Source organism: Corynebacterium sp. ACRPQ (assembly GCF_022347225.1).
Lineage (GTDB): Bacteria > Actinomycetota > Actinomycetes > Mycobacteriales > Mycobacteriaceae > Corynebacterium > Corynebacterium tuberculostearicum_D.
On the sequence record NZ_JAKRNF010000014.1, the window covers coordinates 55,284 to 70,225 of the forward strand.

Genomic DNA, 14,942 nt, shown 5'->3' on the forward strand with positions numbered 1-14,942 from the left:
TTGTCATGGCGCCGTTTTGGCAGGTAATGCGGTAGACCGTCCAGTCTTGTAATTGGGGGTATGAGTGTGGTCTAATGGGCGAGTACTACTTAAGACTTAAAGGAACTCGAGCTTTTATGAAGCAACTTTCTCGGCTCCTGCGGCCCGTGGCCGCGGTCCTGGCCAGCGGCGCGCTAGCTCTCTCGCTTACCTCGTGCGCCTCTACTTCCCACGCCGCGGAAGATGGCATGGTCACCTATGTCGAGCCCAATATGTTCAACAACCTCTATCCGCCCTCCGGCGGCTATTACCCCAACGGTGGTGTGCTCAATAACATCACGGACCGCCTGCTCTGGCAGGACCCGGATACCCTCGAGCTGCACCCGTGGATTGCGGAGGAGATGCCCAAGGCAAACAAGGACAATACTGAGTTCACCTTCAAGATTCGCAAGGGCGTGACCTACTCCGATGGTTCCCGCCTGGATGCCGCGAACGTGAAGAAGAACTATGACCTTTATGCCCTGGGCGACGAAGATCGCATGCTCACTCCATCGGAGCAGCTGCCCAATTATGAAAAATCCGAGGTCATCGACGACTACACGGTGAAGTTCTACTTCAGCGAGCCTTCCCCGGGCTTCCCGCAGTCCACCTCCGTGATGAACCAGGGCCTGCTTTCTAATGCCACCCTGGATTTGGATGACACCGGCTTCGCGCCGGGCAATGCCACCGCGATTTCCGGTTCTGGTCCCTTCGTCATTGAGGAAGAAGAGCTGGGCACCAAGCTGGTGCTCAAGAAGCGCGAGGACTATGACTGGGCGCCCCCGGCCCGAAAGGATCACCAAGGCCCGGCCGATATCGAGGGCATCAATATCGTGCTTGCGGCCGAAGACTCCGTGCGTGTGGGCTCTCTTGTAGCCGGCCAGTCCGATGTCGCGCGCCAGATCGAAGCCCCCGATGAGAAGCACCTGAAGGATCAAAACCTGCAGATTTTTGCCGCCCCCACTCGTGGCGTGAACAATAGCTTCCACTTCCACTTCCGCCATCCACTCTTGGAAGACAAGCGCGTGCGCCAGGCCATCATCCATGCCATTGACCGCGATAACATCCTGGACACCCTCTTTTCTGATTCCTACCCCAAGGGAACATCGATCCTGGCCAAGACGGCTATTGGCTATAAGGATCAGTCCGCGAACTATGCCTTCGATCCGGAAGAATCCAAGCGCCTGCTCGATGAGGCCGGCTGGCGCCCAGGTGAAGATGGCATTCGCGAAAAGGACGGCAAGCGCCTGTCCGTGACCTTCAATGAAGCCGTCCCACAGCCGCGCTCTAAAGAGATGTTCACCAAGGCTCAAGAGATGCTCAAGAACGTCGGTATCGAGGCCAACCTCAACCCGGGTGACCGCTCTGCGCAGCAAAAGGCCATGAAGGACCAAGACACCGTGCAGGTACGCCACACCATGACCGGCCGTGCCAATGTGGACACCTTGGCCACGTGGCTGGATGGCACCGGGCGCAATTCTTTCCTCAACTACGACGAGAAGACCGATAGCTTTGGTGATGAGAAACTGCAGAAACTGGTGGAGGATTACTTCGACCTCAGCAGTGAAAAGGATCGCCTAGCCATGACCGGCCGCATGCAGGACTATCTGTCCGAACAGGCCTATATCCTGCCCATGTTTGAAGAGCCGCAGGTCTATGGCTTCCAGCCCTATATCGAGGGCTTTAGCACCGAGGCCATCGGCCGCCCATCGTTCTATGCGGTAGACATCAACCCCGCAGAAGGGGAGGACTAAACCATGAGCCTGAAAACTATTGCCCTGCGCATCGGCCAAGCCGTGCTCGTTATCTGGGCAACTTTTACCCTTTCTTTCATCCTCTTGGCGGCACTGCCTGGTGACGCCGTCGCGACCCGCTATGACAACCCCAACTTGGGGCTCAACGCCGAGCAGCTGGCCGCCATCCGCGAGGTTTATGGTGCCGATGAGCCGATCTTAAGCCGCTACTTCAGCGCGCTCGGCGGATTCCTCACCGGTGATTTTGGCTTTTCCGTCGCCACCGGTACCGCCGTATCGGAGATGCTGGCAGATGCCCTTCCCTCCACGCTGGCGCTGGCGGTCTTCGCCTTCCTTGTAGGCGTGGTCCTGGCCTTCCTGGTGGCTATTGTCTCCACCTTTGGCCCATTTTCTTGGCTGCGCAGCTTTTTCCGCAGCCTGCCTTCCGTGATGGTTTCCCTGCCCACCTTCTGGATCGGCATCATTTTGATCCAGATTTTCTCCTTTGGCTTGGGCTGGGTGCCGGTCATCGGCGCAAGCGATGCCCAAAGCCTCATCCTGCCGGTAATTACCCTGGCCATCTTCGTGGCCGCACCGCTGGCGCAGGTGCTGCTGCGCTCCATCGATGAGGTCATGGATATGTCCTTCGTGCAGGTTGTGCGTGCCAAGGGTGCTAGCGGTGCCTGGTTGTTGTGGCGCAACGTCCTGCGCAATGCGCTGCTGCCGGCGCTGACCATGGCCGGCCTTACCTTTGGTGAGCTCGTCGGCGGCTCCGTGGTGACGGAGGCGGTCTTCGCCCGCCACGGCATCGGTGCGCTGACCGTAGATGCGGTGGCTAACCGCGATACCTCGGTGCTGCTGGCCATTGTGGTGCTGGCCGCCGCCGTCTTTGTCCTTATCAACCTGATTGTGGACCTGCTCTACCCAGTGCTTGACGTGCGCCTGCGCGAGCGCGAGCACGAGACTGCATCTAGCTCCGCCACCGCCGATACCACCGCAACGAACGAGAAGAAGGTCCAAGCATGAAGCTTAAATCCACACAGCTGAAGCTCACCCCGGGCACCATCATCTCGCTGATTATGCTGGGGCTGGCGGTGCTCTGCGCTCTGTTCCCCCAACTATTTACCTCCCAGGACCCTAATCAGGGCGGGGACACCACGGCGCTGATGCAACCCAGCTTCCAACACTGGTTCGGCACCGATGCCGTCGGCCGTGATCTCTACACCCGCGTGGTCTACGGCGCGCGCCAATCCCTACTCGGCGCGCTCCTGGCCGTTCTTTTCGGCCTCATCGTCGGCACCATCTTGGGTATCATCGCCGGCGTGCGCCGCGGCTGGGTCGATGCCGTCATCATGCGCATCGTGGACGTGCTGCTGTCCATCCCCGGCCTGCTGCTCTCCCTGTCCGTCATCATCGTGCTGGGTCACGGCATTTTCAATGCCGCCATCGCTGTAGGTATCACCTCGGTGGCCACCTTTGCGCGCCTTGCACGCTCCCAGGTGCTTAGCGTTGCCGGCTCCGATTTCGTCGAGGCCGCCTATGGGTCCGGCGGTTCTTCCTTCCAGGTGCTCGTGCGCCATATTCTTCCCAATTCACTCACCGCGGTCTTCGCTGTAGCAGCCCTGCAATTCGGCCTGGCCATTTTGCAGCTAGCCACCCTAGGCTTCCTGGGCTATGGCGCACCGCCCCCAACCCCGGAATGGGGTCTTCTCATCTCTGAATCGCGCGATTACATCGCCACGGCCGGCTGGTTGACCATCGCCCCGGGCATTGTGATCGTCGCCGTGGTCCTCGCGGCCAACCACCTTAGCCAGACACTGCGAAAGGCGGCCTAATGTCCCTGCTTAGCATTAGTGATTTATCCATTACCTACCGCACCGCGCACGGTGAGGTAGAAGCGGTCAGCGGCATTGAGCTCGAGGTAAACCCTGGCGAAATGACCGCCATCGTGGGCGAGTCCGGTTCCGGCAAGTCCACTTCCGCCATGGCCGCCATTGGCCTGCTGCCAGACAATGCGTCGATCGTTTCCGGCACCATTACTTTCGACGGCCGCGACGTGACCCAATATTCTCAAAAGCAATGGCGGGAGCTGCGCGGTCGCCGCATCGGTCTGATTCCGCAGGATCCCAATAACTCGCTTAACCCGCTCAAGACCATCGGTGCCTCGGTGGAGGAAGGCATGGCCATCCACGGGCAGGGCAATAAGGCCTCCCGGAAGAAGCGTGCACTGGAGCTTTTGGAGCGCGTGGGCATTGATGATCCGCAGCGCCGCTATCACCAGTACCCGCATGAGCTATCCGGCGGCATGAAGCAGCGCGTGCTCATTGCCGCGGCCGTGGCATTGGAGCCGGAGCTCATCATCGCCGATGAGCCCACCTCCGCGCTCGATGTCACCGTGCAGAAGATCATCCTGGACCTCCTGGATGAGATGCGCGAAGAGCTCACCATGGGCATCCTTTTCATTACCCATGATCTGGCCGTGGCGGGCGACCGTGCCAATAACATCGTGGTGATGGAAAAGGGTACCGTCCGCGAGTCGGGCGTTGCTGCCCGCGTCCTCACCGACCCCCAGCACGCCTACTCCAAGCGCCTGCTTGCCGACGCCCCCTCGCTCACCGCCCCCACTTCCTCCCAGGCCGCATCTCCTGTGCGGGCCGCCGCGCCCGCACAACGCGAAACCTTGCTCGAGGTGGAGGGGCTGAGCCAACGCTTCGGGGATTTCACCGCGGTGGAAGACATCAACTTTTCCGTGGCCCGCGGAACCACCCATGCATTGGTGGGGGAGTCTGGCTCCGGTAAGACCACCACCGGCCGCGCCATTTCCTTGTTGAGCACGCCCACCTCCGGCAGCATTCGCTTGGGCGGGGAAGACATTAGCTCTGCCCGTGGCAAGCGCCGTCGTGAGCTGCGCCGTTCTATCCAGATGGTTTACCAAAATCCGTTTGGCTCGCTGGATCCGCGCTTGAGCATCGGCGATACCATCGCCGAACCGGTGCGCAATTTCACCGGCGCTTCCAAACGTGATGCGCGTGCCAAAGCACGCGACTTTCTTGATTTGGTGGCCTTGGATTCTTCCATGGCTTCCCGGCGCCCCCGCGAGCTCTCCGGTGGTCAACGCCAGCGCGTGGCCATCGCCCGCGCCATGATCATCGAACCCGATCTCGTGGTGCTCGATGAGGCCGTGTCCGCGCTCGACGTCACCGTGCAGGCGCAGATCCTGCGGCTGCTCGACGAGCTGCAGCGCGAGCTGGAGCTTACCTATATCTTCATCTCCCACGATCTGGCGGTAGTTAATCAAATTTCCGATACCGTTTCCGTGCTCTCCCACGGCACGCAAGTGGAATCCGGACCTACCGCGCAGGTCTTTGCGCATCCGGAAACCGAGTACACGCGCCAACTAATTGACGCCATCCCCGGCTCCCGCTATCGTGCCGGAGACCTAAACTTGGGGCTATAACCGCGCCCCAGAAAGGTTGGACTGAAAATATGACTGACATTATTAATGAGCTCTCCCACGCCAGCGCCGAGGTGCAACAGCTGCGCCGTGCGCGCCATGATGCGCAGGACAATGCGCAACTGAGCTTTAGCGCTTTGCTCGAGCCTGCAGAACCAGGCGAGTTCTCCTATACGGAGCGCTATGCCGTTGCGGCTTTTACCGCTGCAATCTACCAAGCGAGCGAGGCTGCGGATTTCTACTTCGACTTGCTGGAAGATGAGGCCGACGAGGACCTTGTTGCCGCCGTGCGCGCCGCGAGCCAGCGCGGTGTGTCCACCGGCCCGTATCACCAGGGTGATTTCCTTATCTTCGGCGATACCTCCGCGGAAGCCGCGCTGGGCACACGCCTAGCTGCGGCCTTTGATTGGGCGCACCTTCTGGCTTTCCACCCTAAGGACGCCTCCCCGCAGGCCATCGGGCACCTCGATGCCGCAGGATGGTCCGCTACGGATATCGTCAGCCTGTCCCAGCTGGTGGCATTTTTGGCCTTCCAGCTGCGCGTGGTCCACGGCCTGCGTGTACTTTCTGGCGAGGATCCCGCATCCCACCCCGCAGCCGAGCGCGCCGCCGGCGTGGCCGATCCGGGTTGGGAGGTTACTGCGACTACGTTGCAGCCCGATACCGTGCTGCCTGATCGCTTTGCCAACCACTCCCTGGGCTGGAAGCCCTGGGTAGAGGCGCTGGCGAAGGAGGATTTCACCGCGGTGCATACCGATGCCCTCATTAAGCCAGAGCGCATCGATTCCGAGTACTTCCGCTTGCTTGCCCGCGACCCTGCGGCCTTGAAGGCGCGCACGCTGACTGACCTGGACATCTTCTATAACACCGAGGGCGGCCTCTCCCGTGCGGACCGCGAGCTCGCCGCTACTGTGGCTTCGCGCTACAACGGCTGCGAGTACTGTGCCTCCGTGCACCAGGCGCGGTGCGTCCAGGAAGGCGGCGACCGTGAAATCGTAGACCGCCTCTTGGACGAGGGCATCGACACCGACCTTGGCTCAAAGGAATGGGACCTTATCCGTCGCGCCGCAGTGGCGCTGACGGAAACCCCGTTTGCCTTCGATGCGGCCCTATGCGCAGACCTGCGTGCGGCCGGATTCGATGATCAGTCCATCCTGGACCTGATTTATGCTTCCTCCTTCTTCAACTGGGCTAATCGTTTGATGCTCACCCTGGGCCAGCCGGACGTGCCTAAGCGCTTCCGTTAATCGGCTACCGCCGGTGACTGGTTCGGTGCGACGCTTAGAGCAAAGGATCCCTATGATGGGGCGGCATGACTGATACAAAGAACGCCACCGCACCAGCACTCTCGGAGAGCGAAGCCCCGCAGAAGGTCGCCGTCGTCACCGGCGCTACCGGCGGCATGGGCCGCGAAATCATCGCTGACCTGGCCGGTGATTACCACGTGTATGCACTGGGCCGTAGCGCGGCGGAACTGCCCGAATCGGACTCCATTACGCCGGTGGCCATCGACCTCGTCGCCGGCCTCGATGAAGGTATGAAGCTGCCGGAGCTAGACCGTGTGGACGTGCTCGTCCACGCGGCCGCACGGGCTACCAAGTACTCGGTGGAGGAAGCCACGCCGGAAAATTGGCGCGCGCACATGGACCTCAACGTGCACGCCCCTGCTGAGCTCACCCGCGCCTTGCTGCCGCAGCTGCGCAAAGCGGAAGGCACCGTGGTCTTTATCAACTCTGGCGCTGGACGCCACAGCTACGGCGATAACGTCATCTACGCGGCGACCAAGCACGCGTTGTATGCACTCGCCGATGGACTGCGCATCTCTGAGCCGGGTATCCGCGTATCCACGGTGGCTCCGGGGCCTACCGATACCCCGATGCTGAAGGGTCTGCAGGATTATGATCCCTCCCAGGTCATTGCCCCGGCTGAGGTGGCTCGTGCCATTCGTACCGTGGTAGAGGCAGGCCCCACCACCCAGCTGACGGAAATCCAGGTCAGGCCGCGAATCGAGTTACATCTGCGCAAGTAGGAACGCAAGTTGTGGTAATGGACATCACACATTAATGGGGTTGGTCTCCAGGGGTGTCCATTACACTCGGGGGCTGTGACTTCCCAAAGCCGAAAACGGCCCGCCTATCTCCGTATCTCGGATGCCCTACGCGACAAGATCGAACGCAACGAACTAGAACCCGGTCAGAAATTTCCTACCGAACGCGAATTGGTCCGGGAATTCCATGTCGCGCGCATGACCGTGCGCCATGCCTTAGACATTTTGGAAGTAGAAGGCCTCATTGACCGCCGCCGCGGGCGCAGTGGCGGCACCTATGTGCGCACGGTTCCCCCTACACTGAGCCTTACCAATGAGGACAATATTGTCACCCAGCTGCGCGAGCGCGGGCACGACACCGCCGTGCGCGTGGTCTCCGTTAACAAGGCCCACGTGCCCAAGCATGTAGCAGCGGTACTGGGCGTTAGCGATTCCACCTTTGCGTGGGATATCAAGCGCCTCTATACCGTCGATGGCAAGCCCGTCATCCTTTCGCGCTATACCATCCCGGTAGATATGGCTCCCGATCTCAATCAGCACGATCTGCGCGAGCCCATTATGGAAATCCTGGCTGGCTACAACCTCAAGCCCGTCTTTAAGCGCGAGAGCATGCGTGCCGCTACCGCTCGCACCGAAGAACAGAAACTTTTGCACGTGAGCCGATCGCACCCGCTGCTGCGGTTCGTGCGGCTGCTAAAGACTAAGTCGGGCGCGGTCTTTGCCTATATTGAAGAGTCGCTGCGCTCTGATATCGCCAACGTCGAGGTGGTCCTAGGCGAGGATCCCGCGCCGCAACCCCTACCGGGCCAGGGCAACGGCGCGGGAAAGCCGGCTTAGCTAGCGTCGACCTGGCGGTTGCGCAGCGCGCGGGCCACGCGGTCACGCTGCTCGGTGACCGTACGGCGCAGGCCACCCGGCAGATCCTTATTCAAAAAGGCATCGGCGCGGTCCAGGCCCTTGTGCGTGATATCCCAGGAAGGGAAAAGACCCGTCACGGTGGTCAGTGCCACCTCGGAGGATTGGGAAGACCATACCTTTTCTGCGATATCGAAGAACTCCGCGGTGGGCAAGAATTCATCGCTATGCGGGTAGAGCAGGCCTTCCAACTTGGAGGTGAGCTCGCGGTTGGTGAGATTTCCCGCCACGATTTCTTCCCATACCGCGCGCTTGTTCTCTGCAGTTGCCACGGCTGCGCGGGCACGCAGGGAAGAGTAGTAGCCGGTGGCGGAGTTATCGCGCTCGAGTTGCGCATCCGCGGCAGCGGGGACGTCTTCTACCGCGCCATCGGCGGCAAGTGCCGCCAGTGCGGACCAGCACAGCCCCGCATCCGCGGAGGACTCGAGCACGCCGCGCAGATAGTCGCGCGCGCTATCGTGCAGGCGAATCTTCGCCAGGGCCTGGGTGCAGATGATGGAGCGCTGGGCATCGGGGCTGTGGGCGCCGTCGAGGAGGGCGTCGGCAAGCAGGGTGCTCTGGGCGGCCCACTGTGGATCGGCATAGTTCTTCAGCGCGCTAGAGGCCTGCAGGACAATGCGTTCGAGGACGGCGAGCTCCGTCTCCGCCTGCATGCCGCGGGCAACCAGCTGGATGAAATCGCGGGCGCGCATAGTGCCGGCGCGGGTCATCTCCCAAGCGGTAGACCAGCACAGGGTGCGGGCCATGGGATCGGCGAACTTATCAATATTATCCAGCAGGAATTGCAGGGAACCCGCGTCCAGCTCGATGAGGCAATAGGTCAGGTCATCGTCGTTGGGTAGCAGGAAGTCAATGTCTGCCAACTGGCGGCCGATGAGCTCTGGAATCTCGGTGGAAGCGTCATCGATATCCATCTCGATGCGATCGGTGCGCACCACCTTGCCATCCCGCAGGTTATACAGGCCAACCGCTACGCGGTGGGTGCGCAAAGTATCGCCGCTTTGGGTGAGATAGGCATGAGTGATGTTGCCGGATTCATCCGCATTGAGCGCCACGCTGAGCGTATTGATGCCGGAGGTCTTCAGCCACTGCTGCGCCCAGAAGGAAAGGTCGCGGCCGGAGGCCTCTTCTAGGTGGCGCAACAGATCATCAAAGGTGGCATTGCCCCACGCATGGGCGGCAAAGTGGCGGCGCACGCCGGCCAAGAAGTTGTCGCGGCCGACATAAGCCTGCAGCTGCTTGAGCACCGAAGCGCCCTTGGCATAGGTGATGCCATCGAAGTTTTGCTCCACCGTTTCGATATCGCTGGCATCGGTGGAAATCGGGTGGGTGGTCGGCAGCTGATCCTGCTGATAGGCCCAGGATTTTTCCACATTGGCAAAGGTCACCCACGCGGTATCGTATTCGGTTTCCTCCGCCTGGGAGATGGCGGCGGACCAGGTGGCGAAGGACTCATTGAGCCACAGATCGTCCCACCACTGCATGGTGACCAGGTCACCGAACCACATATGGGCCAACTCGTGCAGGACGGTATCGGCGCGGCGCTCATATTTATAGTGCGTGGCCTGGGAAGTAAAGACGTACTCATCGCGGATGGTGACGCAGCCGGCATTTTCCATCGCGCCGGCGTTGAACTCCGGCACGAAAATTTGGTCATACTTGCCAAAGGGGTAGGGGAAGCCGAAGTTGCGGTGGTAGAAATCAAAGCCCTGCTTGGTCTCAGTAAATAGGCGCTCGGCATCCAGCGCGTGGGCGAGCGAAGCGCGGCAGTAGATGCCGAGTGGCACCTCGAGCTTTTGGGCCGGCTTGCCCTCTGGGTGTGCGGTCAGCTCGCCGCGCCAGGTATCGGTGACCTCGTGGTACGGGCCGGCGCAGAGGGCTACCAGGTAGGTGGACAACGGGTAGTCAATAGTCGTGCTGGCCACATCGCCCTCCCAGCTCACCGGGCCATTGCTAATGATGGTCCACTCTTCGGGCGCCTTGAAATGCAGCGCGTAGGTGGCCTTCATATCCGGCTGGTCAAAGCAGGCGAAGACGCGCTTGGCATCGGCAGTTTCAAACTGGGTATAAAGGTAGACCTTGTCATCGGCGGGGTCGACAAAGCGGTGCAGGCCCTCACCGGTGCGGGAGTACGGGATTTTGGCGGTGACTTCCAGCGTGTAATCGGCTACCTGGAGGCCAGACAATGGAATGCCATAGGCAGGGTTATAGGAAGCAGTGGGCAGGGGATTGCCGTTGAGACGTACCTCCTGGATTTCCTCGGCGCGCAGATCGATAAAAGTCGAGCCGATTTCCCGCGAGGTAAAGCTCACCTTCGTGGTGGACAGGAAGTGGGTATCCGAATACTTGAGGTCTAAAGTGACATCGTAATGGTCCACCTCGATCATTCGGGAGCGCTGGGCAGCTTCCTCGCGAGTCAGGTTTATAGAGGTCATAGCCTATATTCTCCTTCTAAGCTGAAAATAGTTCTGCATCCACAGTAGTCGTGCACCTAGGCTGGTGGGGCAAACTTTTTCAATCAAAGGAGTATTCATGGCTGACGCAGTAAAGTTCTGGTTCGACGTATCCTGCCCCTTCGCGTGGGCCACCTCGCGCTGGATTAAGGAAGTAGAAAAGGTGCGCGACATTGAGGTCGAGTTCGAGCCTATGTCCCTGTCCGTGCTCAATGACGGCCGCGATCTAGACTCCACCTACATGGACATGATGAAGGCTAACTGGGGCCCGGCACGCGTCTTTGCCAAGGTCAAGGCCGAGCGCCCAGAGAAGGTAGACGAGCTCTACACCGCAATGGGCACCCTGATTCACGCCAAGGGCAACGGTATGCGCACCGGCTTTGGCGCTTATGATGACATCATCGCTCAGGCCCTAGCGGAGGTGGACCTCCCAGCAGAGTTTGCCGAGGTAGCCAATACCGAGGACTATGACGAGAAGCTGCGCGAGTACCACCACAACGGCATTTCCGCTGTGGGCGATGAGGTAGGCACCCCGGTTATCAAGCTGGGCGATACCGCCTTCTTTGGCCCAGTTATTACCCGCATTCCTACCGGGGAAGAAGCAGGCGAGCTTTTCGACGCCTCCCTGCGCCTTGCCCAGTACCCCTACTTCTTTGAGCTCAAGCGCTCCCGCACCGAGATGCCGCAGGTGGAGGAGAACTAAGCGGTCTTTTCACGTCGGCGCAGCTGAATCGCAGCGCCGACGCACAGTGCGATGGTCAGCGGGGTCAAGATGAATGCCGGCAGACCTGCGATATTGATAGAGGGAAGTTCCATGCCGGCCCGAAAGTCGTCCCAGGCGACAAGCGCCCAGGATGCCCACGAGGCGCCGGCAAGAAGCGCAATTATGCCGGCCGCAATCGCGCCCCCGTTGGCCCGCGGATTCCCGCGCACCTTTTGCGCAATCCACCACACTCCTAGGCCCAGGTGAGCCAAAGTGGCGAGAATGCTCGCGATAAGCGGGAGGAGGAAGCCCCCGCTGCCGGAAACCTGAACACCAAGCATAATGATGCAGGCGAGAAGGCTCCCGCCGTAGAGCGCGAGGACTGGTTTGGTTATAGGCATGGCTTTCCTCCTTTATAGCGATAGTGGTTGCCCGCGAGCTTATCAGGACAATGTAATACGAAACAGGGTGGGCGCTAAGCCTCCTCAAGGCGCGCCGGGCCGGTAGGATGTGGGCCATGCGCGTATATCTAGGAGCAGACCACGCAGGTTTCGAAACCAAGAACCTGATTGCTGAATACCTCACCAAGCAGGGCCACGAAGTCATTGACTGCGGCGCCCATACCTACGATGCCGAGGATGATTACCCGGCATTTTGCATCGAAGCGGCACAACGCACCGTTAATGACCCAGGCTCCCTGGGCATCGTGCTTGGCGGCTCCGGCAACGGCGAGCAGATTGCCGCCAATAAGGTCAAAGGTGCTCGCTGCGCACTGGCCTGGTCCGCAGAGACCGCCCGCCTTGCCCGCGAGCACAACAATGCCCAGCTCATCGGCATCGGTGGCCGCATGCACACCGAGGAGCAGGCACTGGAAATCGTCGACGCCTTCCTAGACCAAGAATGGTCCCGCGCGGAGCGCCACCAGCGCCGCATCGACATCTTGGCGGAATACGAGCGCACCGGCATCGCCCCAGAGCTGCCGGAGGCTTAAGCCCAGCAGAAGAAACGCCGCGGACCGAAAGTGGTTCCGCGGCGTTTATTTGTGTGGTTCGGCCGGCTCGGCCAAGGCGCTAAGGCTTAGGCGTCATTCATGTCATTCGGGTGTGGACCGCCGCGTCCCTCTTCGCCCTCATCCAAGGCGGTGATGGCAGCCATCTCGTCCTCGGTGAGCTCAAAGCCAAAGACGTCGAAATTCTCCGCGATGCGCGATGGCGTGGCGGACTTAGGGAAGAGGATGACGCCATTCTGCAGGTGCCAACGGATGACGACCTGCGCTGGGCTGACATCGTGCGCCGCAGCGGCGTCGGTGACCTCGGGGGCATCCAAAATATCGCTCTTACCCTGTCCCAAAGGCCCCCATGCCTCAATAGCTACGGTGTGGGCGCGGAAGGCGTCCAGCTCGCGCCAGCGCTGCAGGTAGGGGTGAAGCTCGACCTGATTGACCGCCGGCTTAACGTCGGTCTTGAGCTCCAGCTGGTCCAAGTGCTCGAGCTCGAAGTTGGAGACGCCGATGGACTTTGCCTTGCCCTGCTTCTGCAACTCGATGAGCTGCTGCCAGGCCTCGACGTAGGTTCCCTTCGCCGGGGTCGGCCAATGGATGAGGTAGAGATCCACATACTCTAGGCCGAGCTTGTCCAAAGACTCATCAAGAGCTGCGGCGGCATCGGTCTGGCGGTCATTCCACAGCTTGGTGGTGACAAAAAGTTCCTCGCGCGGGATGCCGGACTTCGCAATAGCCTTACCTACGCCTTCTTCATTGCCATAGATAGCGGCGGTATCGATATGGCGATAGCCCACGCGCAGGGCCTCGGCTACCAGCTCTTCGGTCTTATCCGGATCCATCTGGAATACGCCGAAGCCCAGCTGCGGGATGGTATTGCCGTCATTAAGGGTGATGTTAGGTACGCTCATGCGCCCCAGACTACCTGCCTACTGCAGTGGGCCGAGCGTGATGAATTTATTCCACGTCTCCCACTCGTCCTGTAGGCGGGCACGCTCATGGGGTGGGGTAGCGGTGCCGTCGATAAGCGCGGCATCAATCATGCGCACGCCATTGTCAAAGAACAACGCGGCGTGCCCCGAGGCGCCATGGCGCAGTACCGGAACCAAGTTCAACCCATCGAAAGACAGGCGCGCATTGGGCCGCACATCCAGCCCGGCAATGGCGGCGAGGGTGGGAGCCAAATCAATAGGGGAGACTAGCTCGTTATTCTCCCCGCTTTCCGCCACGCCCGGCCACAGCACCGACATCGGGGCATTTCCGCCCAGCAGGGAGCAGACCGCAATGACGCCCTCAACCTGGTCGAGTTCCTCCGGGCTGGGCTGTTCAAGTAAGCGGAAGACATCGTCACCGGCAGGGTGCGTGTCTTCACGCACCTCATAGCCCACCCCAGCAAAAACCTCACTGATGCGCGTGGTGGCTTGGCGCTGTGGGTACTGTCCGGTCAGAGTACCGCGGCGGGAATCCGCATAGGTTTCCGAAGGCACCCACGTGTTTTTAAAACGAACGCCGCGCAGTGCGGTCTCCGGCGCATGGTCAAAGGTCGCAAGAGTGATATCCATGGATTCAATTCTAGGCTTGTCGACGCCCCCTTCGGCCAACTTCGCTTAGTGATATTGGTGAGCGGACGCTCGCCGAGATGATTCAACGATTTCGTCCCTATAAATCGCCTATTTCGTCGACGGTCGCGGTGGTTTAGATGGACGAAATCGTTGAAAGTAGCTGTCTGAAGGGAGTCGGTGCTAAGCGAGCTCTAGTCCCTCGATGCCGTGCACGGTCACCGTCTCTGACAGTGGTGCGCGACCCGGATTCGCCTTGAAGACCGGGCTGGATTCATCAGCTCTACCAAAGGTGATGGCGGTGACCAGCTTGTAGTCCTCGTCCACGCCGAGGAATTCGCGTGCGGTTGGCGCAATCAAGGAAATCATGCCTTGCGGGATGCCATGATAGCCGTGTGCTTCTAGAGAAAGCAGGAAGTTTTCGGTGTAGGTTCCTTGGTCAAAGGCGGCACGGATGCGGTCGCCCATCGGTGGGATAAAAAGAAGTACCGCATGCGGCGCGCCGAAGAAGCGCAGGTTTTCTCGGACGAACTCCACGCGGCCTTCTTTATCCTCGCGCTTAATGCCCAGCAGACCGTACATCTTAGCCGCCAGCTCCTGGGAACGCTGGGGATGGATGCCCTCACCATAATCGGTGGTGAAGTCCGGGCTAAGGCCGTTGGTATCGAATTCCTTAATCAGCGCAGCGCTGAGCTCCTTGAGCTTTTCTCCGCCCACCAAGTGGACGTCCCACGGTTGGGTATTGGAGTTGGAAGGTGCGGATTGAGCGTCCTCCAAGACCTGCTTGATGTCTTCTACTGGCATGGGTTCTGGCAGAAACGCGCGAGGCGAATGGCGGTTGCGGATAAACTCTGAATACTTATTGGTTGAAGTCATGCGCGCTACCTTACACATCGCCGTATGCATCCGCCTTAAACCCAGTGTGGCTAGCGCAGATGAGGCCTAAACGACAGGATGTGTTGGTGAGGTTGTACGGCTAGCTGGTCTGGCGTGCTGTTATTAGTACTATTTCACTTATCCAAAGGGATATTCCAGCTTCGACCATGAAATACCGCCAAAG

Annotated in this window: 14 protein-coding genes; 9 read left to right on the forward strand and 5 right to left on the reverse strand. The window is 60.2% G+C overall.

Annotation, left to right across the window (positions count from 1 at the left end; genetic code table 11):
* Window positions 1-116 precede the first annotated feature (116 nt).
* From MHY24_RS09105 to MHY24_RS12180, 7 genes are all read left to right on the forward strand, one after another.
* Entirely contained in the window at window positions 117-1,772 is a 1,656-nt protein-coding gene (locus MHY24_RS09105) for a TIGR04028 family ABC transporter substrate-binding protein (RefSeq protein WP_040425170.1), read from the forward strand.
* Between the two features lie 3 nt (window positions 1,773-1,775).
* Window positions 1,776-2,777, forward strand: a complete 1,002-nt coding sequence (locus tag MHY24_RS09110; protein ID WP_204611128.1) for an ABC transporter permease — start codon at window positions 1,776-1,778, stop codon at window positions 2,775-2,777.
* Complete coding sequence (locus tag MHY24_RS09115; RefSeq protein WP_239230035.1) at window positions 2,774-3,586, forward strand: ABC transporter permease; 813 nt, start codon at window positions 2,774-2,776, stop codon at window positions 3,584-3,586. Before MHY24_RS09110 ends, MHY24_RS09115 begins: the two co-directional genes overlap by 4 nt.
* On the forward strand, window positions 3,586-5,208 hold the full coding sequence (locus tag MHY24_RS09120) for an ABC transporter ATP-binding protein (protein WP_239192289.1): 1,623 nt from the start codon (window positions 3,586-3,588) through the stop codon (window positions 5,206-5,208). Before MHY24_RS09115 ends, MHY24_RS09120 begins: the two co-directional genes overlap by 1 nt.
* A gap of 29 nt (window positions 5,209-5,237) precedes the next feature.
* Complete coding sequence (locus tag MHY24_RS09125) at window positions 5,238-6,452, forward strand: alkylhydroperoxidase domain protein (protein WP_204611132.1); 1,215 nt, start codon at window positions 5,238-5,240, stop codon at window positions 6,450-6,452.
* Window positions 6,453-6,517: 65 nt separating this feature from the next.
* Window positions 6,518-7,234 (forward strand): SDR family oxidoreductase, encoded by a 717-nt coding sequence (locus MHY24_RS09130; protein WP_204611133.1) that lies wholly within the window; start codon window positions 6,518-6,520, stop codon window positions 7,232-7,234.
* 75 nt (window positions 7,235-7,309) lie between these two features.
* Window positions 7,310-8,089 (forward strand): GntR family transcriptional regulator, encoded by a 780-nt coding sequence (locus tag MHY24_RS12180; RefSeq protein WP_239230037.1) that lies wholly within the window; start codon window positions 7,310-7,312, stop codon window positions 8,087-8,089.
* Here the strand turns inward: MHY24_RS12180 and pepN are convergent.
* Window positions 8,086-10,602, reverse strand: coding sequence for an aminopeptidase N (gene pepN, locus MHY24_RS09140; protein ID WP_239230039.1), 2,517 nt, complete (start codon window positions 10,600-10,602; stop codon window positions 8,086-8,088). The two genes, MHY24_RS12180 and pepN, sit on opposite strands and share 4 nt — an antisense overlap.
* Window positions 10,603-10,699: 97 nt before the next feature.
* Here pepN and MHY24_RS09145 point away from each other — a divergent pair, with 97 nt between their 5' ends.
* Window positions 10,700-11,323 carry a hypothetical protein gene (locus MHY24_RS09145; RefSeq protein ID WP_005324036.1) on the forward strand — a complete coding sequence of 208 codons (624 nt, stop codon included), beginning with the start codon at window positions 10,700-10,702 and terminating at the stop codon, window positions 11,321-11,323.
* Here the strand turns inward: MHY24_RS09145 and MHY24_RS09150 are convergent.
* On the reverse strand, window positions 11,320-11,724 hold the full coding sequence (locus MHY24_RS09150; protein WP_239230041.1) for an MFS transporter: 405 nt from the start codon (window positions 11,722-11,724) through the stop codon (window positions 11,320-11,322). The two genes, MHY24_RS09145 and MHY24_RS09150, sit on opposite strands and share 4 nt — an antisense overlap.
* Window positions 11,725-11,840: 116 nt before the next feature.
* Here MHY24_RS09150 and MHY24_RS09155 point away from each other — a divergent pair, with 116 nt between their 5' ends.
* Window positions 11,841-12,314, forward strand: coding sequence for a ribose-5-phosphate isomerase (locus MHY24_RS09155; RefSeq protein ID WP_239230043.1), 474 nt, complete (start codon window positions 11,841-11,843; stop codon window positions 12,312-12,314).
* A gap of 86 nt (window positions 12,315-12,400) precedes the next feature.
* On the opposite strand, the gene MHY24_RS09160 is transcribed toward MHY24_RS09155, so the two are convergent.
* The 3 genes from MHY24_RS09160 to MHY24_RS09170 all read right to left on the reverse strand — a co-directional run bounded on the left by MHY24_RS09160 (window position 12,401) and on the right by MHY24_RS09170 (window position 14,758).
* Window positions 12,401-13,234, reverse strand: a complete 834-nt coding sequence (locus MHY24_RS09160; RefSeq protein ID WP_239230052.1) for an aldo/keto reductase — start codon at window positions 13,232-13,234, stop codon at window positions 12,401-12,403.
* Window positions 13,235-13,252: 18 nt separating this feature from the next.
* Window positions 13,253-13,885, reverse strand: a complete 633-nt coding sequence (locus MHY24_RS09165; protein WP_239230054.1) for a hypothetical protein — start codon at window positions 13,883-13,885, stop codon at window positions 13,253-13,255.
* A 180-nt stretch (window positions 13,886-14,065) separates the two neighbouring features.
* A complete protein-coding gene (locus MHY24_RS09170; protein ID WP_239230056.1) occupies window positions 14,066-14,758 on the reverse strand; it encodes a nitroreductase in 693 nt (230 codons plus the stop codon).
* Window positions 14,759-14,942: the final 184 nt, after the last annotated feature.